At 63.6% G+C, this 25,988-nt stretch carries 22 protein-coding genes and 2 pseudogenes; 9 read left to right on the top strand and 15 right to left on the bottom strand.

Annotation, left to right across the window (positions count from 1 at the left end):
* Positions 1 to 152: 152 nt before the first annotated feature.
* The 4 genes from E2K80_RS18105 to E2K80_RS18090 all read right to left on the bottom strand — a co-directional run bounded on the left by E2K80_RS18105 (position 153) and on the right by E2K80_RS18090 (position 3,450).
* Entirely contained in the window at positions 153 to 470 is a 318-nt protein-coding gene (locus E2K80_RS18105) for a DUF3775 domain-containing protein (RefSeq protein ID WP_135376270.1), read from the bottom strand.
* 81 nt (positions 471 to 551) lie between these two features.
* Entirely contained in the window at positions 552 to 1,283 is a 732-nt protein-coding gene (locus E2K80_RS18100) for an SDR family NAD(P)-dependent oxidoreductase (protein WP_135376269.1), read from the bottom strand.
* Between the two features lie 113 nt (positions 1,284 to 1,396).
* Positions 1,397 to 2,161: a DUF1365 domain-containing protein gene (locus tag E2K80_RS18095; protein ID WP_135376268.1), complete on the bottom strand. Its 765-nt coding sequence runs from the start codon at positions 2,159 to 2,161 to the stop codon at positions 1,397 to 1,399.
* Entirely contained in the window at positions 2,158 to 3,450 is a 1,293-nt protein-coding gene (locus tag E2K80_RS18090) for an NAD(P)/FAD-dependent oxidoreductase (protein ID WP_135376267.1), read from the bottom strand. The genes E2K80_RS18095 and E2K80_RS18090 overlap by 4 nt, the downstream gene beginning before the upstream one ends.
* A gap of 104 nt (positions 3,451 to 3,554) precedes the next feature.
* On the opposite strand from E2K80_RS18090, the gene E2K80_RS18085 reads away from it, so the two are divergent.
* The 4 genes from E2K80_RS18085 (at position 3,555) to tdh (ending at position 7,382) form a co-directional block, all read left to right on the top strand.
* The gene (locus E2K80_RS18085; protein ID WP_238475584.1) at positions 3,555 to 4,217 is read left to right on the top strand and encodes a sigma-70 family RNA polymerase sigma factor; all 663 of its coding nucleotides are present in this window, start codon (positions 3,555 to 3,557) and stop codon (positions 4,215 to 4,217) included.
* Between the two features lie 6 nt (positions 4,218 to 4,223).
* Positions 4,224 to 4,871: a ChrR family anti-sigma-E factor gene (locus tag E2K80_RS18080; protein WP_135376266.1), complete on the top strand. Its 648-nt coding sequence runs from the start codon at positions 4,224 to 4,226 to the stop codon at positions 4,869 to 4,871.
* Positions 4,872 to 5,142: 271 nt separating this feature from the next.
* Positions 5,143 to 6,348 (top strand): glycine C-acetyltransferase, encoded by a 1,206-nt coding sequence (locus tag E2K80_RS18075; protein ID WP_135376265.1) that lies wholly within the window; start codon positions 5,143 to 5,145, stop codon positions 6,346 to 6,348.
* The gene (gene tdh / locus E2K80_RS18070; protein WP_135376264.1) at positions 6,345 to 7,382 is read left to right on the top strand and encodes an L-threonine 3-dehydrogenase; all 1,038 of its coding nucleotides are present in this window, start codon (positions 6,345 to 6,347) and stop codon (positions 7,380 to 7,382) included. Before E2K80_RS18075 ends, tdh begins: the two co-directional genes overlap by 4 nt.
* A 152-nt stretch (positions 7,383 to 7,534) precedes the next feature.
* Here the strand turns inward: tdh and trxA are convergent, their stop codons facing one another.
* From trxA to regB, 8 genes and pseudogenes are all read right to left on the bottom strand, one after another.
* Positions 7,535 to 7,855: a thioredoxin gene (gene trxA / locus E2K80_RS18065; protein ID WP_135376263.1), complete on the bottom strand. Its 321-nt coding sequence runs from the start codon at positions 7,853 to 7,855 to the stop codon at positions 7,535 to 7,537.
* A 69-nt stretch (positions 7,856 to 7,924) separates the two neighbouring features.
* Positions 7,925 to 11,308 (bottom strand): double-strand break repair helicase AddA, encoded by a 3,384-nt coding sequence (gene addA / locus E2K80_RS18060; protein WP_135376262.1) that lies wholly within the window; start codon positions 11,306 to 11,308, stop codon positions 7,925 to 7,927.
* Positions 11,305 to 14,265: a double-strand break repair protein AddB gene (addB, locus tag E2K80_RS18055; protein ID WP_238475583.1), complete on the bottom strand. Its 2,961-nt coding sequence runs from the start codon at positions 14,263 to 14,265 to the stop codon at positions 11,305 to 11,307. The genes addA and addB overlap by 4 nt, the downstream gene beginning before the upstream one ends.
* Positions 14,255 to 14,950 carry a nucleotidyltransferase family protein gene (locus tag E2K80_RS18050; protein ID WP_135376261.1) on the bottom strand — a complete coding sequence of 232 codons (696 nt, stop codon included), beginning with the start codon at positions 14,948 to 14,950 and terminating at the stop codon, positions 14,255 to 14,257. Before E2K80_RS18050 ends, addB begins: the two co-directional genes overlap by 11 nt.
* Positions 14,947 to 15,915, bottom strand: a complete 969-nt coding sequence (locus E2K80_RS18045; protein ID WP_135376260.1) for an aminoglycoside phosphotransferase family protein — start codon at positions 15,913 to 15,915, stop codon at positions 14,947 to 14,949. Before E2K80_RS18045 ends, E2K80_RS18050 begins: the two co-directional genes overlap by 4 nt.
* Positions 15,912 to 16,436, bottom strand: coding sequence for a tRNA (adenosine(37)-N6)-threonylcarbamoyltransferase complex ATPase subunit type 1 TsaE (tsaE, locus tag E2K80_RS18040; RefSeq protein ID WP_238475582.1), 525 nt, complete (start codon positions 16,434 to 16,436; stop codon positions 15,912 to 15,914). Before tsaE ends, E2K80_RS18045 begins: the two co-directional genes overlap by 4 nt.
* A gap of 75 nt (positions 16,437 to 16,511) precedes the next feature.
* Positions 16,512 to 18,158, bottom strand: a complete 1,647-nt coding sequence (locus E2K80_RS18035; RefSeq protein WP_168193236.1) for a PAS-domain containing protein — start codon at positions 18,156 to 18,158, stop codon at positions 16,512 to 16,514.
* 58 nt (positions 18,159 to 18,216) lie between these two features.
* Positions 18,217 to 19,619 (bottom strand): annotated as a pseudogene (gene regB / locus E2K80_RS18030) (sensor histidine kinase RegB).
* A gap of 95 nt (positions 19,620 to 19,714) precedes the next feature.
* On the opposite strand from regB, the gene E2K80_RS18025 reads away from it, so the two are divergent.
* The 3 genes and pseudogenes from E2K80_RS18025 to E2K80_RS18015 all read left to right on the top strand — a co-directional run bounded on the left by E2K80_RS18025 (position 19,715) and on the right by E2K80_RS18015 (position 21,479).
* On the top strand, positions 19,715 to 20,353 hold the full coding sequence (locus E2K80_RS18025) for an SCO family protein (protein WP_135376258.1): 639 nt from the start codon (positions 19,715 to 19,717) through the stop codon (positions 20,351 to 20,353).
* Between the two features lie 69 nt (positions 20,354 to 20,422).
* Positions 20,423 to 20,974: pseudogene (locus tag E2K80_RS18020) on the top strand (ActR/PrrA/RegA family redox response regulator transcription factor); the annotation flags it as partial.
* Position 20,975: 1 nt separating this feature from the next.
* A complete protein-coding gene (locus tag E2K80_RS18015; RefSeq protein ID WP_135376257.1) occupies positions 20,976 to 21,479 on the top strand; it encodes a hypothetical protein in 504 nt (167 codons plus the stop codon).
* 287 nt (positions 21,480 to 21,766) lie between these two features.
* Here E2K80_RS18015 and E2K80_RS18010 read toward each other — a convergent pair whose 3' ends face one another.
* Positions 21,767 to 22,666, bottom strand: a complete 900-nt coding sequence (locus E2K80_RS18010; protein ID WP_135376256.1) for a LysR family transcriptional regulator — start codon at positions 22,664 to 22,666, stop codon at positions 21,767 to 21,769.
* Between the two features lie 123 nt (positions 22,667 to 22,789).
* On the opposite strand from E2K80_RS18010, the gene E2K80_RS19225 reads away from it, so the two are divergent.
* A complete protein-coding gene (locus E2K80_RS19225; RefSeq protein ID WP_168193235.1) occupies positions 22,790 to 22,933 on the top strand; it encodes a hypothetical protein in 144 nt (47 codons plus the stop codon).
* Between the two features lie 149 nt (positions 22,934 to 23,082).
* Here the strand turns inward: E2K80_RS19225 and E2K80_RS18005 are convergent, their stop codons facing one another.
* Complete coding sequence (locus E2K80_RS18005) at positions 23,083 to 23,580, bottom strand: GNAT family N-acetyltransferase (RefSeq protein ID WP_135376255.1); 498 nt, start codon at positions 23,578 to 23,580, stop codon at positions 23,083 to 23,085.
* Positions 23,577 to 24,140 carry an HD domain-containing protein gene (locus tag E2K80_RS18000; protein WP_135376254.1) on the bottom strand — a complete coding sequence of 188 codons (564 nt, stop codon included), beginning with the start codon at positions 24,138 to 24,140 and terminating at the stop codon, positions 23,577 to 23,579. Before E2K80_RS18000 ends, E2K80_RS18005 begins: the two co-directional genes overlap by 4 nt.
* A 455-nt stretch (positions 24,141 to 24,595) precedes the next feature.
* On the opposite strand from E2K80_RS18000, the gene ahcY reads away from it, so the two are divergent.
* Positions 24,596 to 25,984: an adenosylhomocysteinase gene (gene ahcY / locus E2K80_RS17995; RefSeq protein WP_135376253.1), complete on the top strand. Its 1,389-nt coding sequence runs from the start codon at positions 24,596 to 24,598 to the stop codon at positions 25,982 to 25,984.
* Positions 25,985 to 25,988 lie beyond the last annotated feature (4 nt).

Below are 25,988 nucleotides of genomic sequence, written 5' to 3'. Positions count from 1 at the left end.
CTGTCTCCCAATCTTGCCCAGCTTATCGCAAATTCGGGGCGCTGAAAGGGCCAATTTCGCGACGTAGACAGGCCCAAATCCGGCAGACCCCGCCCGACGCTTGCGGGACCGGCATGGCAAAAAGGCAGGACATGGCGGGCAGATGGCCCGCCTTACATCAGATCATCCTGTTCCTCAGAGGCATCAATGCCCAGCATTTCCAGCCCGGCCTCAAGATGGTCGGCCATATGCGGCGTGCCGATCAGGTAATCGGCGGTTGGCGTTGTCGCTTCGGCCCGGGCGGTGTCCAGCGCTTCGGCAAAATCCTCAGGCTCGAAACTCCCCCGCCCGATCCACATGATGGCAACCAGTTCGGCCTGTTCATCGGTGTTCAGGGCCTCCAGAAACCCGCGAAACTCGCCTTCTGCGCGGTCCAGCTCGTGACCCATCAGAATGATCTGCGCCACCTTCCGTGTTGAAATGGCCAGCATGGTATATCCTCCTTGCGTGGTGTCTGACCCCCTTGTCGGCGCGACCGGCCCTCCCGTCTTTGATCTTGCGCAAGCCCGGGCCTATCGGAAGACCCGATAATACACCCAGTTTGGCAGAAACACACTGGCCCGGAACAGCAGGCTGAACAGGCGCGGAAAACTGCGCTGGAACTGGTCAGTGCCCATATGTTCGAAAATCTCCGCCGCGGCCTGTTCGGGTTCCATGATGAAGGGCATGGAGAAATCATTCTTCCCGGTCAGGCGGGTCCTGATGAAGCCGGGATTGACGCATTGCACCTGAACACCGGTCTTGCGCAGATCCGCATAGATCGATTCCGCCAGCGACATCAGCCCGGCTTTTGATGCCGCATATCCGATGGCACCCGGCAGGCCGCGAAACCCGGAGAGGGAGCCGGTCAGAACGATATGCCCCCGGTCGCGGGCGACAAAACCCGGCACCACATGGGCAAGGCAGCGGGCCGCCCCGGTCAGGTTGATGTCAAGCATCGCCTCCACCTGACCGGCGTTCCAGTCCTGTGCTTTTTGCGGCCAATAGACACCGGCGAGAAAGACAAACCCGTCAATCTCGCCCACTTCCCCGGCGGCGGCCCTGACCGAGGCCGTATCGGCGATATCAACCGGCACATATGAGGCCCGGCCCGGCAATTCGGCCACCAGATCCTGCAACCGTTCCTCGCCCCGCGCACTCAGCACCAGATCCACACCCGCCCGGCTGAGATGATGGGCCACGGCCCGGCCAAGCCCTTCCGAGGCCCCGACCAGCCAATAGCGTTTTCCGGTCCAGTCGCGCATATGGGTTTGTTCCTTTTAGAGGCGTGCCCTGACGGCCCGTTTCTGCACGGATGACCCGGACAGGTAAAGAGCGTTGCACATCCTGTGCACCCAACCCGCGGGCCGGTGCCGGATCAGCGCGATACCTCATCGGCGGGCGGCGTCGGGCGGGTGCGATACCGCCCGCCTTTCCACCATAATCTGAACGCCTGCCAATGGATCAGCGCAAGAACCCGGCGGGCCCCGAAAGGGCGCCGGAATGCAGCGCGAACCAGCCCCATGGAGGTGAGCGGTCTGCGCCGCCCCGTCAGCGTCGCAATCACCCCTTCATTGCCGGTGGCATAGTCGATCCAGATACCGATGCGATCCGCGCGAATGTCAAACCGGAAGCGATAGCGGCCCTCCACCGGCTGAAACGGCGAGACATGGAGGATTTTCCGCGCGCTCAGTGTCTCGGACCGGGTGATTTCCCGGTGATCGTCAAACGCGCAGAGATAGGAATGACGGTCCCCGAACGTGTTGGTGACCTCGGCAATGACCGCGCGCAATGCATGATCCGCATCATAGGCCAGCCAGAAACTGACCGGGTTGAACACATGGCCCAGCATCCGGGGCTGGGCCAGCAGGTATAGCGGGCCATTTGTGGCCGCAGCCAGACCATGGGTCGCCAGAACCTCCCGTGCCCAGGGCGCGCCCCGCCCCTGTTTCGGTGCACCGCCATGATCCTTGTCCCAAAGCGAGAACAGATTGCCCCTGTTCCGGCCCAGAAGGCGGGGGGGTGTCGCCTCCGCCTCCGGTGCAAACATCACATAGTCAATGCTGTATCTGAACGCGTTTTCAACCGCGCCGCGGCGACCGTGAAAGGTCTCCCCCGCGATATGGTCGATGCGCGGGGTCACGCGGCCAGCACCAATCTGTCCCGCAGCGCCATCGCCTCGACCACCTCGATGGCGCTGGCATAGCCGTCTTCATGGAAACCGTTTTTCATCCAGGCACCGCAGAACCATGTGCTGTTGCTGCCATTCATGCTGCGAATCGTATTCTGGGCCGTCAATGCCGCCAGATCATAGACCGGATGGCGGAAGATCGTGCTGTCATAGATCAGCGCCTCATCAATCGGGCCACGGCTGTTCAGCGTCACGAAAAGCGGGTCCGCTTTGGGGATCGGTTGCAGGCAATTCATCCAATAGGTCAGATCAATCGGCCCCCCGTCATGACCGGGACGTTCCGCGTAATTCCAGGCCGACCAGGTTGCCCGGCGCTGTGGCATCGCACGCGCATCCGCGTGCAGCACCGCTTCATTCGCCTGATAGCGCACCGCGCCAAGGGCAGCGGCCTCTGCCGGGCTGGGATCGGCCAGCATCGCCAGCGTGTCATCAGAATGGCTGGCAAAGACAATCTCATCGAACATCTCCCACCCGCCCCGGTGGAAAATTTCAGCCCCGCCCGCGACCCGGCGCACGTTCTGAACCGGGTGGCCCAGATGGATGCCGACGCCCTGCCGCCGCATCGCCGCCTCCAGACGGCTGACATAGGCGACCGATCCGCCCTGAACCGTCCACCATTGATGCTGCCCCGTAGCGCTTAACAGTGCATGATTGCGAAAGAACCGGACCAGCGCCTGCGCCGGAAACGCCATGATCTCTTCTTTCGGTGTGGACCAGATCGCCCCTGAAATCGGCGTCAGGTAATAGTCGCGGAACCAGCGGCCCATGCCCATCTGATCCATCAGATCGCCCAGGGTTATGGTGCAGTCATCCGCCATCCCCACAGCCTGCGCATTGAACCGCAGAATATCGCGCACCATACGCAGGAAACCGGGGCGCAGCAGATTTGATTTCTGGGCGAAAAGCGACCTGACATCGCGCAATCCGTATTCAATCCTGCCACCATCAATCGAGGCAGCAAAGCTCATATCGCTTTTGGCAACCGGCACGTCCAAGGCATCAAACAGCGCTGTCAGATGGGGATAGTTCGCGTAATTGAACACGATGAACCCGGTATCGACCGGCTGATCGCCATTTGCGCCGGCCAGAACCGTGCGCGCATGCCCGCCAAGTCGTCCCTCGGCCTCGAACAGGCTGACGGCATGGGTTCTCGACAGGTGATAGGCCGCACCCATCCCGGAAATCCCGCCCCCGATAACAGCAATACGGCGTGGCGCGGCGGCGGCAGTTTCAAATGGCACGGATGATTCCCCAAGCGCGTTTTTCAATCTCTATATGGGATTACGGGCAATGTCCCCTTGCGGATGAAACAAAAAAGAATGATCCGTGTTAGGCCATTGCGCGTATGGTCTGTATGCTTGTGATGAATGACCATAATGCACCTGCAAAGCTGCCGCCAAGCGTGATCCGGCAAAGCCGTGACACCGTGCTGGCAGCGGATGCGAAACCCGGGAAAGCCGTGACCATCGCACCAGAAGATGAGACAGATTGGGCCGGGCTTGTGCGTGCAATTGCCTGCCATCACGATCAGACGGCCTTTGCCGCGCTGTTCCGGCATTTCGCGCCAAAGGTGAAAGCGTTTCTGATGAAATCCGGCGCCGATGCCGGCCTGGCCGAGGACTGCATGCAGGATGTCATGGCAACGCTTTGGCGCAAGGCACATATGTATGACCCGTCCCGGGCCAGTGTGGCGACATGGATTTTCACCATAGCCCGGAACCGCAGGATCGACCTGTTGCGCAAATATGCCCGGCCTGAACCTGAAGACCTGCCCTGGGGCCCCGAAGCGGCCCCTGATCAGGCTGATGTGATCGCATTTCAGCAGGAAAGCACACAACTGGCAGATGCCCTGAAACACCTTCCCGAAAAGCAGCGGGTTCTGGTCGAACGCGCCTATTTCGGAGACCTCACCCATAGCGAAATCGCCGCCGAAACCGGTCTGCCCCTTGGCACGATCAAGTCGCGCATTAGGTTGGCGCTGGACCGGCTTCGGCACAATATGACGTGAAATGATATGATTGATGTAAACCACCAGATACCCGACGACCTTTTGATGGGCTATGCGGCAGGCGCCCTGCCCGAGGCTTTTGACCTGGTTGTCGCAACCCATGTCTCGCTCAGCGATGAGGCCCGCGCCCGGCTGGAAAGCTACGAGGCCATTGGCGGCGGTGTGCTGGAGACGATCGGGCTGGCCGATCTGGACGCGCATAGTCTGGAGGCAACCCTTGCGCGGATCACCGGCGACCCGATGCCGGAGATGACAGAGATTGCCCCTGCAACGGGCGTCTTTCCCGCGCCGCTGCGCCAGATGGTCGGCGGCGATCTCGACACGGTGAAATGGCGCCCCGTCGGCATGGGGGTGAAACAATGCGTGCTGCATACCGGCAAGGATGCCAGCGCAAGGCTGCTTTACATTCCCGCCGGTCAGGCGATGCCGATGCACAGCCACCGGGGCACCGAGATGACGCTGGTTCTGCAAGGCGCCTATGCGGATGAGGAAGACCGCTTTGCCCGCGGTGATATCGAGATTGCCAATGCGGAGACCCATCACACCCCCACGGCGGAACCGGGGGCGGATTGCATCTGCCTGATCGCAACCGACGCGCCGCTGAAATTCGACGGGATTTTGCCGCGCATCGCGCAGCCTTTTGTGGGGATCTGAGGCCTAGAATATCATCCATCTAATCCTCAACGCACATGCATTGCGCGGAGGGCAGCGCCCGAACCGAAGGGTGGGCGAGAAGCGCCCGCCCTGTTGGGGCGGGTCGGGCGCTGCCCGGCGTTGCCGCCGGGCGGGATGGTGCTGAGCGGGGTGAAATTTCAGACCGAAGTTATAAAACGCCCGTTTCCGACAGCTTGCCTGATATCCATGTCGCGCGCCATTCAATCTGGCGCGCAACATGGTTTATGCTGGCGGTCAGGAGGTCGCGCATATGTCCCAGGCTTTTCTCACACGCGTATCCGAAACCCTCAAACACATCCGGGAGGACGGGCTTTACAAGACGGAACGCCCGATCATCTCGCCACAGGGCGGGCATGTGACGGTCACAGAGGATGGCAGGCCGCGCAGGCTGCTTAACCTTTGTGCCAATAACTATCTGGGTCTGGCCGATCATCCGGCCCTGATTGCCGCCGCCCGCGAGGCGATGGAACATCAGGGGTATGGCATGGCCAGCGTGCGGTTCATCTGCGGCACGCAAGGCCTGCACCGCGCTTTGGAACAGGCGCTGGCGCGGTTTCTGGGCAAGGAAGACGCGATTCTGTTTGCCGCCTGTTTCGATGCCAATGGCGGGCTGTTCGAACCCCTGCTCGGCCCCGAGGATGCCATTATTTCCGATGCGCTGAACCATGCCTCGATCATCGACGGCATCCGCCTGTGCAAGGCCCGGCGCTATCGCTATGCCAATGCGGATATGGAGGAGCTTGAGGCGCAGTTGAAAGCCGCAAGGGCCGAAGGCGCGCGTACGATCATGATTGCCACAGATGGCGTGTTCTCGATGGATGGCTATCTGGCGCCCCTGGCCAAGATCACCGCCCTGGCAGAGGCTTATGACGCGGTGGTGATGGTCGATGATTGCCATGCGACGGGCTTCATGGGGCCTGAGGGGCGCGGCACCCCCCATCATGCAGGCGTCGCCGATCAGGTGCATCTGCTGACCGGCACCCTGGGCAAGGCGCTTGGTGGGGCCATCGGCGGCTATATCGCCGGGCCGCAACCGGTGATCGACCTGCTGCGCCAACGCTCCCGCCCCTATCTGTTTTCCAACGCCCTGCCGCCCGCGGTTTGCGCCGCGGGGCTGGAAGCCTTGACACTGGTCGAGGCGGGCGACGGGCTGCGCGCACAGCTTTTCGAGAATGCCGCCCATTGGCGGGCCGGTCTGACCGATCTGGGGTTCGACCTTCTGCCCGGCCAGCACCCGATCATCCCGGTGATGCTGGGCGAGGCCCGGCTGGCGCAGGAGATGGCATCGGCGCTTTATGCGCGTGGCGTTTATGTGGCCGGGTTCTTCTTCCCGGTTGTGCCCAAAGGCAAGGCGCGGATCAGAACCCAGATGAATGCCGCCCTGACCCGCGATGATCTGGATTTCGGGCTGGAGGCCTTTGCCGCCGCCGGGCGGGATGTGGGGGTGATCAGATGACCAATCAGATGCAGGCTTTGGTCAAACCCGCCCCGGTGGAAGGGCTGGAAATGCAGGCCGTTCCCGTCCCCGAGATCAAACCCGATGAGGTTCTGATCCGCATCAACAAGACCGGGATCTGCGGCACCGATATCCATATCTGGACCTGGGATGACTGGGCCGCGAAAACCGTGCCGACCCCGCTTGTCACCGGCCATGAATTTGCCGGGCAGATCGTTGAGATGGGCCGGAATGTGGAGGGGCTGACACTTGGCCAGCGCTGCTCGGGCGAGGGGCATCTGATCGGCAGGACATCGCGCCAGAGCCGGGCGGGCAAGTTCCACCTCGATCCGGAAACCCGCGGGATCGGGGTGAATGAACAGGGCGCATTCGCGGAATATCTGGCCCTGCCCGCGTTCAATGTGGTGCCCCTGCCCGATACGATTGATGATGAGATCGGGGCCATTCTGGACCCGTTGGGCAATGCGGTTCACACAGCGCTCAGCTTTGATTTGCTGGGCGAGGATGTGCTGGTGACCGGCGCCGGCCCGATCGGGATCATGGCCGCCGCCGTGGCCCGGCATGCAGGCGCGCGCCATGTGGTGATCACCGATGTGAACCAGGCCCGGCTGGATCTGGCAGGACAGGTGGCCGATCTGCGGCCGGTGAATGTCGCGCAGGAGGATCTGGCCGCTGTGATCCCCGAACTGGGCCTGCAGCAGGGCTTTGATGTGGGGCTTGAGATGTCGGGCAATCAGCGGGCGCTGGACCAGATGGTTGAAACGCTGGTGATGGGCGGGCGGATTGCGCTTCTGGGCATTCCGCCGGGCAAATCCCCCGTCGACTGGAGCCGGATCGTCTTCAAGGCGATCACAATCAAAGGCGTTTATGGCCGGGAGATTTTCGAGACCTGGTACAAGATGATCGCGATGCTTGAAAACGGGCTGGATGTGCGCCGGGTCATCACCCACCGGTTCAAGGCGGCGGAATATCGTGACGGGTTCGCGGCAATGCTGTCAGGGCAGTCGGGCAAGGTGGTGCTGGACTGGACCTGAAGCACCGGGCCATCTGCGGGAGAGGTATGTGGAATTCCCGCATCTCCGGGCACTCCCCGTATATCAAAAAAGACCCGCCGGGTGATCCCCGGCGGGTCTGTTGCTGAAAACTGTCGTGCCCTCTTACAGCGGGGGCGCAGACCAGGGCGGGGTCAGACCGCCTCGTCAATCCATTTCTGCAGGGCCGCTTTCGGGGCCGCGCCGACCTTGTTGGAGATCACTTCCCCATCCTTGAACATGAACAGCGCCGGAATGCCCCGCACACCCAGTTGCATGGGCGCGGTGGGGTTTTCATCCACATTCACCTTCACGATCTTGACCTTGCCGTCATACTCGCTTGACAGTTCTTCCAGGGCCGGGCCGATCTGTTTACAGGGGCCGCACCATTCGGCCCAGAAATCCACCACAACAGGGATGGTCGATTGCCGGACCTCGGCGTCAAACGTATCATCGGTGACGGAAACGGTGGTCATTGCTCGCTCTCCTCAAAGGCGCGGATCATTGATGTTGGAGGGTGAAGGTAGGAACCTGACCCGCCAAGGTCAAGCAGAGGCTGCCCTTTGCAACGCCGCCATGACGGAACTGTGAGGCAGCACCATCAGCGTTGCAGTCCGGGTCCAGAGGAGTGCCGTCTCGATGCTGCGGCCCGGATAAAGCGGGCTCAGCATTTCCGCATAAGCCCCCATCTGCCGCAACAGCCCCTCGGGCACATCTTCCGCCCGGGCCGGAACCGTGGCGTTCGATTTGAAATCAACCGCCAGAACGCGGGTTTCGGTCACGATCAGCCGGTCGATCACGCCAAACAACTGCACCGACAAGATGTCGCTCCAGGCGGTCAGCGGCACCTCGGCCAGGGTGTCAGGGGCGAAGACAGGGGCCAGGGCCGGGGCGGTCAGAACCCTGCTTGCCTCTTCCAGCAGGGCCGCCTGTTCCGGCTCCGGCACGTCTTCCTCCAATGCCAGAATGCCCGGGGCCGCCGCCGCCCATCCGGCCTCGGCCACGCCGGGCAGATGCTCCAGCAGCAGATGGATCAACCGGCCGCGCCGTTTCGCCTGATCCTCGGCCAGCCCGACGGTATCAGAGGCCAGCGCCTTGGCCCCGCCCAGATCAGAGGGCGCGCGGGCGGGCTGCATCCGACCCGTATCCGCCGCCGGGTGCCGCGCCCAGTCCGGCAACCCGGCGGGCGGCGGCGCGGCGACCGGTGCGGCATCCCCCGGCGCGGCCCAATCGCCGCTTTCCAGACGCAAGCCTGTCTCACCGAACATCGGCTGTGGCGCAGCACTCAGGGCCTCGGCGCTTTCGCGGATCATCCCGTACCAGCTTTGCCCCGCTGCCCGGCCCAGATCACCGGCGGCGGCCACGATCAGCCAGCTTTCCGCCCGCGTCATCGCCACATAAAGCAGCCGGTTGCGTTCTTCCGCCTCGGCGCGGGCCGCCGCCTCATGGGCGGGCCGCATCATTGCCGGGGCATCCGCCTTGGGCATCGGCCAGACCAGCGGGCCGCCTTCGGGCTCCAGCAGGCGAACACCCTGATTGCCGCTGCGCCGCTGTGCGCAATCGGGCAGGATCACAATCGGCGCTTCCAGCCCTTTCGCCCCGTGGATCGACATCACCCTGATCTGGTTTCCCGCCCGCCCCGGGTCGCGTTTGATGGTCACGTCATCGGCCTGCAACCAGCCGACAAATCCGGTCAGGTTGGGCACCTCCATCCGTTCATAGGCCAGCGCCTGACCCAGCATCGCATCAATGCCGTCTTCCGCCTCGGGCCCCAGACGGGCCAGCAGATTGCGCCTGGCATCATGGCGGATCAACACCCGTTCAAGCAGGTCATAGGGGCGCAGAAAATCCGCGCGGTCGCGCAGGTCTTCCAACAGCGCCACACTCTGCGGGAACGCCCCGGCCCGGCTTTGCAGGGCGCGCCATAAAAAGCCTTTGCGCCCATGGGCAAGATCGTACAGCGCCGCCTCGGACCAGCCCAGAACGGGCGACCGCAGAACACAGGCCAATGACAGGTCATCCTCGGGCGTGGCCAGAAACGCCATCAGCGCGATCAGATCCTTCACCGCCAGTTCAGCGGCCACGCGCATCCGGTCGGCCCCGGCAATCGGCAGGCCCGCCGCCTTGATCGCGGCGATCATCTCGTGAAACAGGTCTGACCGGCGCTGCACCAATATCAGAATGTCGCCGGCCCGCACCGCGCGGCGGCGGGTTTTGCCGTCTTCCTCAACGGTGATCATGGTCTGCCCGTCCAGCATCGCGCTGATCGCCTCGGCCACCCGGCGCGCCAGACGCACATGGTGATGATCCTCTTCCAGAAGATCGACCGGGTTTTCCCAGTTCGATGGCACCTGCTTTTCCGATCTGGCGATATGCGGCCAGATGTCGATCCGCCCGGGCAAAGCGGTTTTGAAGGCTGTATGGGTGACATCCGGCCCCACGCCTGCCGCCGCCGCTCCGCCCGCCACATGATCAACCAGCGCCAGAACAGGCGCGGCCGAGCGGAAGGAATAGATCAGTTCGCGCGCCTGGAACGGCGCGCCGATCTGGGCCAGTTGCCCGGCGAAATGCTCGCGCATCCGGTCAAACCCCGACGGGTCGGCCCCCTGAAAGGAATAGATCGACTGTTTCTTGTCGCCGACCACAAAAATGGTTCGCGGCGTATCGGCCCGCGCGCCGATACCGGCGGCAAATTCCTCGGCCAGTTTGGCGATGATCTGCCATTGGGCGGGGGCGGTATCCTGCGCCTCATCCACCAGAATATGGTCAATCCCGCCATCCAGACGGAACAGAACCCATTGCGCCACGCCCGGTGCCATCAGCAAGGCCCGGGTGCGGCGGATCAGATCGTCGAAATCAAGCCAGCCACGGGCCTGTTTCGCAGCGTCATAAGCGGGCAGGAACGCTGCGGCGAACTGGTGCAGCGCGGCGGTCTTGCCCGCCGATTGCAGGGCCCGGCGCTGCGGGCGAGCCGCTTCAAGGCGCAGCATGAAGTCTTCCAGTGGTGCCAGATCCGCGCCCATAGCTGCCCGTATCTGGGCATTGCCAAACGAGCCGATCTTGGCCGCATCCGGCGTCTTGGTGGCTGAGCCCGTCAGAAACACCTTTTCGAGTTGCGTCAGATCTTCAAGACCGGGGCGCAGCCAATTGATCCCCGCCAATATCCGATGGCTGTTGCCATAGGTCCGGCTTTCCGGGTCCAGATGCGGCAGCAACCTGTCACAAAGCGCCTGCTCACCGCCCAGAAAACACGGACCCAGAATATCTGCGGCGCTCAACCCCGGGTCGATCCCGAACCAGCCGAAAATATCCGCCCGGCTTTTCGGCGGCTCAACCCCGTCGCGATGGGCCAGAAGCGCGCGCAAAAGCCCGGCCATGTCATCGCCTGACAGATATTGCGCCACCGCATCCACCGCCGCCACATCGCCGCCAGCCGCCAGATCGCCCAGCACATCCTCGGCCAGCAGCATCTGCGCGCGTTCATCCATTTCGGTGAAGCCGGGCGACACCCCGGCCTCCAGCGGAAACCGGCGCAGCACCCCGCCGCAAAACGAGTGGATGGTCTGGATTTTCAGGCCCCCCGGCGTCTCGATCGCGCGGGCAAACAGCGTGCGGGCGCGCGACAGCAGGTCGGGCGTGATCTCTGCGGGGTCCAGCCCCAGATTGTTCAGCGCCTCTTCCAGCCCGTCAACCCCCATCATTGCCCATTCGCCAAGGCGCCGGAACAGGCGGTTCTGCATCTCGGACGCCGCCGCCTTGGTATAGGTCAGACAGAGAATGCGCTCCGGCGGCACCTCCTCCAGCAGCAGCCGCGCAACCCGGTCGGTCAGAACCCGGGTCTTGCCGCTGCCCGCATTGGCCGAAAGCCAGGTGGATTGCCCCGGATCGGCGGCAATGATCTGCGCGCGGGAGGCCTCATTCACACTCATCCGCCCACCTCTTCGGATTGGGGCGGGGTGGTTTCATCCCATTCGCCATAGCGCGCCAGATGGTCGTAATCACCCGCATAGCGCAATTCGGCCATGGCGCGGCGCGCGGTGTAGCCGGTGGCGGGTTCGGCGTAATGGGTCAGCAAGGCGTCGAACTCTGTGGCGATCAGGTCAATCTCGGCATCGGTGACCTCATGGGTCAGCAATCTGCCACCGCTGCCCAGCCCGATATAGGCGATCCGCGCGACCTGCCTGGCATCGCCAAAGGCCCCGCCCCGGGCCATCATCGCCTCCAGCCAGAGCTGTTTGTTGAAATAGCGCTCCTGATCGGCGGAGGGCACCGAACCGGTCTTGTAATCGTAAATCGCCAGCGCCCCGTCAGCGGTGCGATCCAGCCGGTCCGCCGTACCGCTGAGCGTGAACCCCGTTTCGGGGAAGGTGAGTTTCCCCTTTATCTCAAGCAGATGGGGGGCGGCAAAGGCGCGCCTGTCCCGCTCGGTCGTCACAAACCAGGGCGCGATGCGCGCCATGCGCGCCTGCCACAGACGCCGCGCCACGGGCCAGGGCACCTCCTGTTCCAGCGCCTCGGCGGTGAGGCGGTTGAACAGATCCTCTGCCGCCTCGGGCAGGCCCGCATCGGTGGCCTTGATGAAGCGGCGCAGGATCGCATGCAATGTCGTGCCCCGCAGGCGGGCATCAGGGGTCTGGCGCAGCGGGTCCAGAGGTTTCAGCCCCAGCACTTTCAGCGCATAGATCGCATAGGGGTCGCGCACCAGTTTTTCGATCTGGGTGACCGAAAGCCGGGCGGGCCGCGCCGCCACGGGCGGGCAGGGCGACGGGCGCGGGGCCGGGTCAACCGGGGCCTCAGGCGTCCCAAGCGCCTCGGCCCGGGCCAGCCAGATATCCCCCCGCGCCCGCATCTCTTTCAGGGCCGCGTGCGCGCCCTCGCCGGTCCCCTCCATCAGGTTCAGCAACCGGTTCAGCCAGCGCGAGGGCACGGTTTCGGTCTCCGCATCCCGGCGCGACCGGCTCAGCCAGACCTCATTGCCCGCCACCGCCTGCTGGAAATCATGGGCGGACAGGCCGATCTGCCGGTCCGGCAGGCGCAACCCGGCTTCGGCCCGCATCGCCCGGTTCAGCCAGGGGTCGGCGCCGGGGGCGGCGGGCCAGATACCTTCGTTCAGCCCCGCCAGTATCATCAGATCCGCGCCCTGCACCCGGGCCTCCAACGCGCCCCAGATCATGATATGCGCATGGGGGCGGACGGGGTTGCGGGCCTCCGCGTCCTGCAAAACCGCGCTGATCAGGTCCCGGTATTCCACTGGCGTCAGATCACCCCCCGCATCCGCATCGGCCGCAACCGCCTGCATCAGACGCCCTGCCGTCTGGCCGTCTTCACGCTCCCATAGCGCGCCGGTCCGCGTCTCTGCATCATCGCCCGGCCCCGCGGCCAAAGCCCCGGCCAGCGCCAGATGCCGCGCCACATGATCGGCAAATGGCACAGCCCCGATAGCGGGGTCCACCAGCAGCAGATCGGCAAGCCAGACAGCCCAGTCCACAGCCCCCGGATCACTGTCGCGCGCCCCGGCCCAGACCATCAGATCGGCACGCTCCAGATAGGGGCCACCGCCGCGCAGCACCTGCAATTCCAGATCGCGGCTGCGCAGCAGGTGCTGGCCCCGGCCATCGCGGCCCGAATGGCACAGCGGATGCTTCAGCAGCACCAGCAGCGCTTCGGCATTTGGGCGGGTCGCCATCGCCTCGGCCACATGGCGCAGCAGACGCCCCGGCGCGGTCAGCGCCACGGGCTGCCCGGCGCTGTCATCGGGCAGGATCTGCCAGCGGTCCAGCGCGGCGGTCACCTGCCGGGTCAGGGTCCGGTCGGGGCTGATCAACGCGGCGGTCTGCCCGTCTTCGGCGGCCTGACGCAGGCGCAGGGCAATCGCGGTCGCCTCGGCCTGGGGCGTGGGCGCCTCGATCAGCGTCAGACCGGCCACCGCCCCGGTCAGATCACCCAGTTTCGGACCTTCCTCACGCCACTGATCGGTCACCGGGGCCGGGCGCAGGGCAAGGGATATCAACCGGTTGCGCAGCGGATGCGGGGGTGAGACCGCACCCCAGACCGGCACTGCCCCCGGGGCCAGCCCCAAATCGGTGGCAAAGCGCCCCAGACGGTATTGCGGGTGATCCTCCCCGCCCAGACCCATGGCGCGGCCCTGCAACAGACCCTGCCACACCGTATCGGGCATGTCATAATCCAGCCCCGGCAGCACCACCGCCCCTTGCGGCAGGCCCGCCACCGCCCGCATCAGCCGGGCCGTCACCCCGCGCGACCCGGTGGAGCCTGCCACGATCACCGGATGATCCGGCGGCGCGGTCTGCCAGAGCCGGGCCAGCCGGTCAACAATGGCCGAATGGCGCGCCTCGACCGTCAGGCTGTCATCGCCCGCGAAAAACGGCGCGACGATGGACAGGAACGCCTGACTGCGTTGCCAGTGCTGCGCATGATCACCCACATCCAGATTATGGAGCATCCCGGGCGTTACCCGTTCTTCCTGCATCTCCCCCATCAGATCGGCCAGGCTGTCGGCCAGCGCATAAAGTGCCGCGCGCGGCGCCAGATCGGGGCGCTGATCCAGCAGCCGGGCAATCAGCTGGCTGAGTTGCAGGCGCTCCCTAAGCGGTGACATCGCCGGGGGCAGCCCGGCCATATCCGGTCGCGCGGCCAGATCGGTCACCGGCCGGATGCGGGGCAGAAAGCTGGCCCGGCGCTGTGCAAACTGCGCGGTCAGGCGGCGCTGCATGCGGGCGGTGTTGACATAAATCTCAACCCGCGCCAGCGCCTCGGGCGGCTGACCCTGCAAACGGGCCTCGACCCCGTCGATCAGGGCGGCGGTGAAATCAACCCCAAGCGGGGTGGCGAACAGCCGGGGTTTGTCTGTGGGCTCAAACAGCATCTGCGCCCCGCAGCATCTCTTCGGCCAGGGCGATGCCGCCGGGATGGCCCACATCCGCCCAGACCCCGGAATAGGGGAGGCCGAACAGCCGCCCCTCGACGATCAGCTTTCGCCATATGACCCACATGGAAAACGGCCCCGGCGGGGTGGTCTCAAAAACCGCCGGATCAAGGATTTGCGCGCCGGTCCAGACCAGACCGGATTTGTCCGGGGTGATCTGCCCCGTCCCGGCCAGCGCGAAATCCCCCCCGTCCTTGCGCCCCACGGCCCGGGTCTGCGGCACCAGCAACAGCAACCCGCCCATCCGGTCCGGCCTCCAGCCTGCGGCAAGGGTGTTGAGCGCGTTATCCCCCCGCCAGACCGCATCGGAATTCAGCGTCCAGAACGGTATTTCGCCCAACAGCGGCAGCGCATTGCGCACCCCGCCGCCGGAATCGAGGATCTCCGGCACCTCATGCAGAAACCGGACCTCCGGCGCATCCGCCAGATATGCGGCCAGTTGATCGGCCCGGTAATGCCCGTTCACCACGATCCGGCCGGCCCCCGCATCCCTGGCCTCGGCCAGGGCATGGTCGATCAGGGGGCGCCCGGCCACCTTGATCAGGGGTTTGGGACACGCAGCCGTCAGCGCGCCCATACGGGTGCCGAACCCGGCAGCCATGATCATGCAGGCACGCGGGGTCATCGGGCGGGGACTTTCGTGTAATGGTCCAGAAGCAACCCCACCGGGGCCTGCAAATCTGTCAACCCGGCATGACCCGCTGCCCGCCGGATATGGCCCGCCACACGCGGCATATGGCGCAGATATCCGGGTTTGCCATGGGTTTCTGCCAGCCGGGCAAAAACGCCCAGAATGCGCAGGTTGCGTTGCAGCGACAACAGCGCGCAGCGCAGGGCAAACTGGTCCGGGTCAACCCCCAGCGCTGCCGCCTGCCGCGCAATCAGCTGCCCGCGCAGCGCCGGTGACACATCCCGCCGCGCATCATCCAGAAGCGAGATCAGATCATAGCCCGCAGGCCCGATCACCGCGTCCTGAAAATCCAGCAGGCCGATCCGGGCATGACCTGTGCGATCCGGCAGCCAGATCAGGTTTTCCCCATGGTAATCCCGCAGGATTGTCACCCCCGGACCTGCGGCATGGCTTTGCAAAAGCGTGAATAATGGCCCCGAAATCTGATCCCGCAGGGTGTTGGGCTGCGCGCCGGATGGCATTTGTTCAAAGGTCACGGCGATCATCCCCACCATGCGCTCCGGCGTCAGGCGGGGCAGATCAGGCGGGGGCGGCAGACCGGCGAGATGGGTCGAGAGATCGGCAGCGGCGGTGTAAAGCTGCGCCTCACCCGGCGGGTCATCGGCCACCCGCCGGGCGATCAGATCATCCCCCAGATCCTCCAGCAGCATCAGCCCCGTCTCTGGCGCCGTGGCCAGAACATGCGGCGCCGACAGGCCATGGCCCGTCAGATATCCCGCCATCGCCTGAAAACTGTCACAGGCGGCACGATCCGCAGGCGGCGCGATCATCAGCACAGCGGTTTCTGGGCCAGCACAAAGCCGCAGATAGCGCCGGGCCGAGGCATCGCCTGCAATCTCCTGCCGGCGCGCCCCGGCCCATCCGGCCTGCCGCAGAAATCCCTGAATATCCACGTTCATGGGCTCTCCACACAGCGGGTCAGCTTTGCCGCCAGCGGGCTGGCAGGCGCGGCGGAATGGAGCGTGATGATCCGGCTGTCTTCGGGTTTTGCGTCGGGTGCGAAATGCAGCATGACCGCGTCATCGGGCCAGTGCCCGGACAGACGGTCGGGCCATTCGATCAGGCAAAGCGCATCGGCAAAAGCCTCTTCCAGCCCCAGTTCCAGCGCCTCGTCCGGGCCGGTCAGCCGGTAGAGATCGCAATGCCAGATTTCCAGATCTCCGGCCTGATAGGTTTGCACAAGGGTGAAACTGGGTGAGGGCACATCCTCGGTAATGCCATGTTCTGCCTGCCGGGCCTGTATCAGCGCGCGGGCAAAATGGGTTTTGCCGCTGCCCAGATCACCGCTGAGAAGCAGAACATCGCCCGCCCCCAGCACAGCGGCGATCCGAGCAGCCAGCGCCGAGGTCCCCTCCGGGCTTGGGCTGTGCCGAGCCGCAAGGGCGGGCATATCGGGGGAAAGGGGGGTGCGCCGGGACATGGTGGCAGAGTTTAGCCAAGCCCGGGCCACCCGCAACCGCTACCTCGGCGGAAGGTGGTTTTCGGATGTTCCGGTTCAGTCTTCGGCGACGGCGCGGTCGGGTCGGTCCTTGACCGGGGCAGGGCCGGTGACCGGGGCGGGGCCGGTGATCGGGGCGGGGCCGGTGATCGGGGCAGAGTTGGCCGAAACCGGCAGGAAACTGACCATCATCGCCCCGGCTTTGAGCGGGGATATCCGGGTTTCCACCACCCGGCCATCGGTCAGCACCACATCGTCAGACCAGGTGACACGATCGGCTTCCTGACCGGCAAAGGTACGAATATCGCCCCAGACCGGCGTGGGCTGCGCCGCCTCCTGCCAGAGCCGCGTTGCCTCGACCAGCCCCATCATGCCCAGAATCTCGCGCGGGTCATTGCCCCAGAGCGCAGCATAGGCATCATTGCTGAGGATCAACTGGCCGTCTTTCGAAAACACCGCAAGCGCGGCCTCTGTTTCATTCAGAACCGCCTGATAGAGGTCAAGATCAGCGCGGAATTGCCGGGTCAGCGACACTTCGGAACTGATATCCTCGAACATGAAGGCCACCGCCCCATCCGGGTGCGGGCGCCCGATCACGCGATAGGTCTGACCCGTCGGCAGGGTCCACAGCTCCTGATAGCTGCCATCCTGTGCGGCCTGTTCCAGCTTTGACAGGCTCTCGCGCCAGGCTTTGTAATTCTTCGGCTCCGGCATCCGCTGACATTCCCGCAACTGGTCAAGGAATGCGAAAAGCGAGGGCCGCGAGGACAGCCATTCAGGGTCCAGTGTCGACAAGGTCAGCAAGGCCGGGTTGAACAGCATCAACTCGCGCTTCTTGTCGAAAATCGCCAGTCCGATCGGCAGATGGGCAAAGGTTTTCGACAGGGTCTGAACGAAATTCCGAAGCCCGGTTTCGGCGGCCACAAGCCGGTTGATGGACCGCGCTGCAAACAGCGTACCGGTCTTTTCCCGCGTCATCGAGACATCAAACCAGCCCGGATCAATCTGATCGGTGAATGCCAGCTGACAGCGCCGGCTGGCTTCCGGTTCGGGCGGCGGGTCCAATTGTTCGGCAAACAGCCTGCGGATCGGCCAGACAAGCGGCCCGTCGATATCCGCAGTTCTGCGGACCAGCCGAAAATAGGCCGCGTTGGCCCAGAATATCTGATCATCCGGCCCTTCACGCCACATCGGTACGGGCAGAAAATCCAGCGCCGTGCGCAACCCCTGCATCTCGGCCTGGATCTTGTCGAGACTGCCTTTGTGGACCGTCTGGCGGGCGCTGCTTTCCTGGGCCGTGGCCACGGTGATTGTCAGCATCTCACCGGTGATCTGCCCTGACACCGACAAGGCATCACTGCCCACATGACCGATCAGCATGAACCCGTCACCATGCGCGTCAAGCGCGCGCATCGCCTGTGGAATATCCCGGTGCAGGGGGGTGAGCCCCTCAATCAGCCCGGCCCAGGCCCCGACGCGATCCTCCCGGTCAGAGATAAAGCATTCATCCTCATCCAGGTCCGAGATCAGATATCCGTCCCGAAACACATAGATGCGTGGCGCATCCAATCCGCCCAGGATACGCTGGCCGATATACCCATTGCGTCTGCGCCAGATCATCTGGTTCAGCATCAATGCGATCGAGGCCGCCAGAATGCAGACCCCGGTCAACAGCACAACTGTCATGATATCCGGGCCGCCCATATGCCCCCCTGCCGAAAATTCCATCCGGCAACCAAACGGCAGAAGGGTTAACGATGCGTTAAACGGGAAACGGTTGATTGGCGCCCAACGGCGCGCTGGCCTCATTGGCCAGCAGGCCAATCGCGTCATCCGGCCAGCTGACCACAACAACGGCACCGCGTTTTTCGCCCCTGTCCTCGGCTGGCAGGAACGGATCATAGGCGTTCAGAAACTGCACGGTGGCGCCTGAACGTTCCAGAAGCGTCTTGGCAATGAACAGGCCAAGGCCCATCCCCTCATATCCGGGCCGCTGGTCGGTTTTGGGGCCTGACCGCCGGCGCAGAAACGGATCCCCCAAACGCCCCAGAAGATCCGGGGGAAGCCCGCGCCGTCATCGACCATCCGCAGACCGATCCGGCCATCGCCCCAATGCCCCTCGATCCAGACCCGGCTTTCCGCGAAATCCACCGCGTTCTGAACCAGGTTGCGCAACCCGTGGATGATCTCGGGCTTGCGCCAGATGATCGGCTGCCCTTCGGGCGCGCCCTCATCGGCCTGAAACTCATACCGGATATCAATGCCCCGGTCTTCATGAGGTTCGGCCGCCTCGCGCATGACGGCGGCAAAAGGCGCGCTGCGCATATGCAGATCATCCTTGCCCGCCCGGCCCATGGCCCGCAGGATATCGCGGCACCGGTTGGCCTGTTCGCGGATCAGCGTGGCATCCTCCAGCAGTTCGGGCCGGTCCGCCAGTTCCTCCGCCAGTTCGGTCGAGACCAGTTTGATCGTCGCCAAAGGCGTGCCCAGTTCATGGGCCGCGGCCGCCACCACGCCGCCCAGATCGGTCAGTTTCTGTTCCCGGGCCAGCGCCATCTGCGTTGCCAGCAGCGCCTGGGTCATGGAATGGGCCTCGCGGGTGACCCGGCGGGCATAGGCAGACAGAAAAATGATCCCGATCACAATCGCCAGCCAGAAACCCAGAACAAACAGATCGGGCAGCGCCAGAACCACACCTTCGGCAGAGCGGAGCGGAATATAGACACCCACCAGAAGTGTGATCATCATGATCGCCATAAACCCCAGAAACAGCGTGGATCGAAGGGTCAGCGCGGTGGCGGAAATCGTGACCGGTGCCAGAATCAGCAAGGCAAAAGGGTTGTTCAGCCCACCGGTCAGAAACAGCAGGAATGACAATTGCGTCAGATCGAAAAGCAGGGTCAGCATCGCGTCCCGGTCGCTGAGCCGCTGGTTTTCCGGGAAGATCGTCATCGCGATCAGGTTCGAAATCACGCTGGCCCCGATGGCCAGAAAACACAGGCCCAGTTCAACCCTCAGACCCAGATAGAGGCTGACAATCACCACCGTGGTCGTCTGCCCCAGGATCGCCAGCCAGCGCAGCACCAGAAGCGTGCGCAGCCGCACCCATTCGCTGCGCGCATCGCCGGAAACGAGGGTCAGGGACGGATCGGGAATAGAGGCCATGGCGAACGAGGCTTTCTGTCACAGGCGCGCGATCGTGAATTGATAGTCGGTCAGGCTTGGTTGATCAACGGACCGCATATATCCAGGAGGACAGGATGACCCGTATTTATGCCATCAGTGCCGTCACTCTGATCGCCGCCATGCTGGCCGGGATTGCGCTGGTGATCTATCTGAACCGGGGTCAGAACAACGCGAATGCCGATCTGTATGGCCATTGCCGGGCAACGCAGATCGCCGGCGGGGCGGACAGCATCGGCGGCCCGTTCGAACTGGTCAATGCAGCAGGCGAAACCGTCACCGATGCGGATGTGATCACCCGGCCGACGCTGCTGTATTTCGGCTATACATTCTGCCCCGATGTCTGCCCGCTTGACACCGTGCGCAATGCGGATGCCGTAGATATTCTGGCCGACCAGGGGATGCCGGTGACATCGGCCTTCATCTCCATTGATCCGGGCCGTGACACGCCGGACGTGGTGGGGGCCTTTGTCGGCAATGTGCACCCCGACATGATTGGCCTGACCGGCACGCCGGAACAGACCGCCGCAGCCTCCCAGGCCTATCGCACCTATTACCAGGCCCATGACACATCAGATGAATTCTATCTGGTGGATCATTCCACCTTCACCTATCTGGTGATGCCAGAGGATGGGTTTGTGGAATTCTTCCGGCGTGAACTCTCGCCTGCGCAACTGGCCGAGCGGGTCAGCTGCTTTGTTGAGGCCGGGTCGTAAGCACAAATTGACCTCTCGCAATAATTGCGCGTATGAGGGTTAAATTGCGCAACTATCGGAGGATGCCGCATGTCTCAGGAACGCAGGCTACGGGAGATCGGGCCTGACAAGTCCCTGCTTCTCGTGGATGATGACGAGCCGTTTCTGCGCCGGTTGCAGCGCGCCATGGAAAAACGCGGCTTCGAGGTCGAGGCGGCGGGCTCTGTCGCGGCGGGCGGCGCGATTGCCACGGCGCGGCCCCCCGCCTATGCGGTCATCGACCTGCGGCTGGAAGATGGCAATGGCCTCGATGTGGTTGAGATTCTGCGGGAAAAGCGCCCGGATTGCCGGATTGTGGTGCTGACGGGCTATGGCGCGATTGCCACGGCTGTGGCCGCCGTGAAGATCGGCGCCACCGATTACCTGTCGAAACCCGCCGATGCCAATGACATCACCGCGGCCCTTCTGGCGGCCGAGGAAGAAATGCCGCCGCCGCCGGAAAACCCCATGTCCGCCGACCGGGTCCGGTGGGAACATATTCAAAGGGTCTATGAGCTGTGTGACCGCAATGTCTCGGAAACCGCGCGGCGGCTGAACATGCACCGCCGGACCCTGCAACGTATCCTGGCCAAACGGTCCCCCGGTGAGATATGGCGCGCTGGCCGTCGCGGCTCTGGCGCTGGCGGCCTGTGTGCCCGGCAATAGCGACACCCCCATGGCCCTGCCCGCCCCGCTCAGCCCTTCGGCCATCGGGTTGCAACCGGCGGGCAGCCCGCTTGAGATCAGCTTTGGCCGCGCCCGGGAGGGCGTGATCGAAACCGTGTCGCGCCTGCTTGGCGCAGGCCCGGTGGAGATCACCCGGCAGGATGAATGCGGCGCAGGCCCGGTGACCGCCGCGCGCTGGTCGAATGGCCTGACACTCAACTTCACCGATGGCGATTTCCGGGGCTGGGTGCTGAACCAGCCGGGGCTCCGCACCGCACAGGGCCTGTCTGTGGGTCAGCCGCGCGACGCATTGGGGGCCGTGCAGACCACGGAAACCTCGCTTGGGAGCGAATTCCGGAAAGGCGGCGAATATGGCCTTCTGGGCGAAGACGGCAGCGCCATTGACCTGATCTGGAGCGGCACGACCTGTTTCTTTCGGTGAGGAAGAGCGCCTTGGACCCGGACCTCTCCTGAGCCGTGATCACACCAATACGGCGAGACATAATAGCGTCCGGTTGCGCATATAGAGCAGAGGGCCGCGCCCGAACCGAGGGGCAGGAAGCGAAGCACCCGCCCCGTGGGGGCGGTACGGGCGCTGCCCGGCGGTGCCGCCGGGCGGGAAGATGCCAAAGTCGCGCCCCAAATGAGAGCCTTAAGTCATAAAGGCCTGCTTCCCATGTCTTCGCTGAAAACTCCGCAAACCCGCTTTGCAGGGTCAGACAGCCGCCTCTAACATTCCGCCGCGCAGGCGACCAGCCAGTCTTCAAACACCTTCACCCGGGCGGGCACAGGGCCCGGCTGGCGCAGGATGTAATAGCCCAGTTCCGCATCGCATTGCTGCCGCAACAACACCAGCCGACCCTCTTCGATATCCCGTTCGACCACCGCGTAGGGCTGCATGCTGACCCCGGCGCCGGCGCGACAGGCGGCCAGAACCAGCGAGTTTGACATCAGCTTGGTTGTCGAGAGGGCCTTTTCCTCCAGCCCCTGGGCCCGGAACCAGGAAAAGAACTCGCCAAAGCTGGTGTCGATGACCCAGGGCAGTCTGGCCAGCATCTGTACCGCGTCCGGCGCCGCCGGGTCATAGCTGTCAGGCAGTTGCGCGACCACAGAGGGATGCGCAACCACGGCCTTGTTGGCCGAGGTCAGAAACCGCGCCTCCAGCCCCGGCCAGGTTCCGCGCCCATAGCGGATCGCCAGATGGTGGCCCTCGCGCCGCAGATCGCGCACCCGGTTATCGGGCGTGATCGTCAGCGGGATATCGGGATGCGCGGACCAGAAACCAGACAGGCGCGGCATCAGCCAGTTTTCGGCAAATGTCTGGGTGGTGGTGAGCGAAATCGGCCCCTCTTCGGCGGCGTCCATCAGGGTGCGAACGCCCGCCGCGATCTCGGCAAACCCGTTGGCCAGATCATTGGCCAGCCGCCGCCCCACAGATGTGGGCACCATGCGCTTGCCTTCCCGTTCGATCAGGGACTGGCCGAAATGGCTTTCCAATGCACGCACATGCTGCGCGATGGCCGCATGGGTGACGTTCAGCGTGCGGGCGGCGGCGGAGTAATTCTCCAGCCGGGCGGCGGCCTCGAACGCGCGCAGCGCCGAGAGGGAGGGGATATCACGCCAATCCATACCTGTAACCTCAGCTTACATGTGCAAGCTATTGCTGACTCGCCGAACCAGGTCAAGCCCGGCTATTGTGGGAACAGATCACATGGAAAGGAACAAGCCATGCTTCGCCTTTACGCTGACAGTATGAAAACCGCCTTACGGCAGAGAAAATGGGATGCGCCGGATTACTGGCGCCAGATGGAAGACCCCCCCAGGTCGCGCCTGCCCCAAAAGCAACGTGACCAGCGCAGCATGCGCCGCTGGCTGCGCGACACCGGTATTTTGTGATCCCATCTTACACCGGCAACAACTGATCCCTGTGGCGGGCCGTTATGGCCGCCCTTACTCTGGCCGGGGGAGAGTGGCGCCCCAAACGCCCCTGTCCTTCGGCCGTTTTTTGAGAATACGAAACATGGTTGCGGCGCCTCCCGGCCCGCTCAATCCAGGGCGTAGCGCTTCAGAACCTTGTCCACGGTCTGGCCATTTTCCAGCCGGAACCCGGGTTTAACCCCGTAATCCTCAAACCCACGGCTTTGATAATAGGTCAGCCCGCTGCTGTTATCGGCACGGATATTGGCGTTGATCCAGGCATATCCCAAATCCCGCGCTGCTGCCTGCGTGGCGCGGAACAGGTTTGATCCGATCCCCAGACCATGCCGCCCGGGCGCCACGAATGTGGCGATCTCTGCCGCCTCGGGGGGCAGATACTCGGCGGGTTCGATCCATTGAAACCCAAGGATCTGCCCGGTTGCATCCTCGGCCACATGCCAGGCGCTTTTGCCCGGCGCGCGGGCCATCCAACCGGCAATATCCACAGCCGTAACCGGCCGGGTCATCGCGGTGGTGCCGCCAATTCTGATGATCTGGCAAAGCAGTTCTGCCATGCCATTTGTGTCAAGCCCGTGGGCCGGGCGAATGTGAAGGTTCCGGGTCATAACATCCCCAGCAATTCTGCATGGCGTCCGGTGAAATCCGCCCGCACCTCGGCGGGCGGGCGCAGGCGCAGGGTCAACCCACGGGTGAGGGCCGCCACAGGGCGCCCGAAAAACCGGTTGGCCTCGGCCTCGGTGAAACCTGCCAGTTGTGTCGCCTCCAACCAGGCCGACAGCTTGTCGGCCCGTTTGATCCGGGCCTTGATGGTTTTGGGCAGCATCGCGGGCAGACCGAAGCGCAGATGAATAGCCGCAGTCAGCCGGTCATCCAGTGCCCCGTAGCCGGGGCCGACCGCCGCCTTGACCGGGGAAATCATATCGCCGATCACATATTCCGGGGCATCGTGCAAAAGCGCCGCCAGCCGCCATTTGACCGGCGCATCGGGCATCGCGCGGCCAAAAATCTCTTCCACAAGCAGCGAATGTTCTGCCACCGAATAGGGGTAATCGCCCCGGGTCTGCCCGTTCCAGCGCGCCACAAAGGCCAGCCCGTGGGCGATATCCTCGATCTCGATATCCACCGGCGTGGGGTCCAGCAGGTCTAATCTGCGACCCGACAACATGCGCTGCCAGGCGCGGGGGGCTGTTTCGGCATCTGGTCCTGTCCGGCAATCTCTGGGCCCGAAAAGGCATAGGCGGCAGCGGTGCAAAGAACAACCGTGAGGGGATAGGCCACAGAATTTTCTAGGTGCAGGCGCAGGTTTGCGCTTAAGCTTTCTCCACTATTCGCAATTTAAGGGAGGATGATTATGTCAAAAGATGAAAAGGGCGGCGGCAAAGGCCCCGGAACCACACCCCACGGGACCGAAAAAATGCCCGGTGGCGGCAAGGGTGCGGAAAAAGGCAAATAAGCCTTTCACATACTGACAGAATACCGGAAGGGGCCGCGCAATCTGTGACGCGGCCCTTTTACATTCCGTCAGGGTTCCGCATTCCGGCCCTGCCCCGCCATTGCCGCCAACGGGGCGCGCTGTTATGGGACGGAAAACCCCGAGATGCCGCCCAAAGGAGAGGCCCCGTGACCGACTATATCGTGAAGGATATCAATCTCGCCGCATTCGGCCGCAAGGAACTGGATATCGCAGAAACCGAGATGCCGGGCCTGATGGCGCTGCGCGAGGAATATGGCGACAGCAAACCCCTGAAAGGCGCGCGGATTGCCGGTTCACTGCACATGACAATCCAGACGGCGGTGTTGATCGAAACCCTTGTGGAGCTTGGCGCGGATGTCCGCTGGGCCTCTTGCAACATCTTTTCGACCCAGGATCATGCGGCGGCCGCCATCGCGGCTGCGGGCATTCCGGTTTATGCGGTCAAGGGACAGACGCTTGAGGAACACTGGGACTATCAGGACCAGATATTCCTGTTTGAGGGCGGCGCGAACATGATCCTCGACGATGGCGGCGATGCGACGCTTTATGTCCTTCTGGGGGCGCGGGTCGAGGCCGGGGAGACCGACCTGATCGCGATCCCGAAATCCGAGGAGGAAGAGGCGATTTTCGCGCAGATCAAAAAACGCATGGCGGCCTCCCCCGGCTGGTTCACCAAACAGCGCGATCTGATCCAGGGCGTGTCCGAGGAAACCACGACCGGGGTGCATCGTCTTTATGAATTGCAGCGTGACGGGCAATTGCCCTTCCCCGCGATCAATGTGAACGATTCCGTCACCAAGTCGAAATTCGACAACAAATACGGCTGCAAGGAATCGCTGGTCGATGGCATCCGCCGCGCAACCGACACGATGATGGCCGGCAAGGTGGCCGTTGTCTGCGGCTATGGCGATGTGGGCAAAGGCTCTGCCGCGTCGCTGCGCGGGGCGGGCGCACGGGTGAAAGTGACCGAGGCCGACCCGATCTGTGCGCTTCAGGCGGCGATGGACGGGTTTGAGGTGGTTCTGCTGGAGGATGAAGTGGCGCATGCCGATATCTTCATCACCACCACCGGCAACAAGGATGTCATCCGCATCGAGCATATGCGTGAGATGAAGGATATGGCGATCGTCGGCAATATCGGCCATTTCGACAATGAAATTCAGGTGGCCGCGCTGAAGAACCACAAATGGACCAATATCAAAGAGCAGGTGGACATGATCGAGATGCCTTCGGGCAGCCGTCTGATCCTGCTCAGCGAGGGGCGTTTGCTGAACCTTGGCAATGCCACGGGGCACCCCAGTTTCGTGATGTCCGCCAGTTTCACCAATCAGGTGCTGGCGCAGATCGAGTTGTTCACCAAAGGCGATGCCTATCAGAACCAGGTGTATATTCTGCCGAAACTGCTGGATGAGAAAGTCGCGCGGCTGCATCTGAAGAAGATCGGGGTGAAGCTGACCGAACTGGCAAAGGAACAGGCCGATTATATCGGTGTTGCGCAGTCAGGGCCGTTCAAGCCGGAACATTACCGGTATTGAGGAA

It is taken from the genome of Rhodophyticola sp. CCM32, from assembly GCF_004751985.1.
Taxonomy (GTDB): domain Bacteria; phylum Pseudomonadota; class Alphaproteobacteria; order Rhodobacterales; family Rhodobacteraceae; genus Rhodophyticola.
This window is presented reverse-complemented; position numbering and strand designations above follow the sequence as displayed.

Excerpts from the sequence above, each read along its gene's own strand:
- E2K80_RS18050 (WP_135376261.1), bottom strand. The coding sequence starts at position 14,950 with ATGACCCCGCGTGCCTGCATGATCATGGCTGCCGGGTTCGGCACCCGT.
- E2K80_RS18045 (WP_135376260.1), bottom strand. The coding sequence starts at position 15,915 with ATGAACGTGGATATTCAGGGATTTCTGCGGCAGGCCGGATGGGCCGGG.
- E2K80_RS18035 (WP_168193236.1), bottom strand. The coding sequence starts at position 18,158 with ATGGGCGGCCCGGATATCATGACAGTTGTGCTGTTGACCGGGGTCTGC.
- E2K80_RS18000 (WP_135376254.1), bottom strand. The coding sequence starts at position 24,140 with ATGTTGTCGGGTCGCAGATTAGACCTGCTGGACCCCACGCCGGTGGAT.
- E2K80_RS18085 (WP_238475584.1), top strand. The coding sequence starts at position 3,555 with ATGGTCTGTATGCTTGTGATGAATGACCATAATGCACCTGCAAAGCTG.
- addB (WP_238475583.1), bottom strand. The coding sequence starts at position 14,265 with ATGCTGTTTGAGCCCACAGACAAACCCCGGCTGTTCGCCACCCCGCTT.
- E2K80_RS18075 (WP_135376265.1), top strand. The coding sequence starts at position 5,143 with ATGTCCCAGGCTTTTCTCACACGCGTATCCGAAACCCTCAAACACATC.
- tdh (WP_135376264.1), top strand. The coding sequence starts at position 6,345 with ATGACCAATCAGATGCAGGCTTTGGTCAAACCCGCCCCGGTGGAAGGG.
- trxA (WP_135376263.1), bottom strand. The coding sequence starts at position 7,855 with ATGACCACCGTTTCCGTCACCGATGATACGTTTGACGCCGAGGTCCGG.
- E2K80_RS18025 (WP_135376258.1), top strand. The coding sequence starts at position 19,715 with ATGACCCGTATTTATGCCATCAGTGCCGTCACTCTGATCGCCGCCATG.
- E2K80_RS18080 (WP_135376266.1), top strand. The coding sequence starts at position 4,224 with ATGATTGATGTAAACCACCAGATACCCGACGACCTTTTGATGGGCTAT.
- tsaE (WP_238475582.1), bottom strand. The coding sequence starts at position 16,436 with ATGTCCCGGCGCACCCCCCTTTCCCCCGATATGCCCGCCCTTGCGGCT.
- E2K80_RS18010 (WP_135376256.1), bottom strand. The coding sequence starts at position 22,666 with ATGGATTGGCGTGATATCCCCTCCCTCTCGGCGCTGCGCGCGTTCGAG.
- E2K80_RS18105 (WP_135376270.1), bottom strand. The coding sequence starts at position 470 with ATGCTGGCCATTTCAACACGGAAGGTGGCGCAGATCATTCTGATGGGT.
- E2K80_RS19225 (WP_168193235.1), top strand. The coding sequence starts at position 22,790 with ATGAAAACCGCCTTACGGCAGAGAAAATGGGATGCGCCGGATTACTGG.
- addA (WP_135376262.1), bottom strand. The coding sequence starts at position 11,308 with ATGAGTGTGAATGAGGCCTCCCGCGCGCAGATCATTGCCGCCGATCCG.
- E2K80_RS18100 (WP_135376269.1), bottom strand. The coding sequence starts at position 1,283 with ATGCGCGACTGGACCGGAAAACGCTATTGGCTGGTCGGGGCCTCGGAA.
- E2K80_RS18005 (WP_135376255.1), bottom strand. The coding sequence starts at position 23,580 with ATGACCCGGAACCTTCACATTCGCCCGGCCCACGGGCTTGACACAAAT.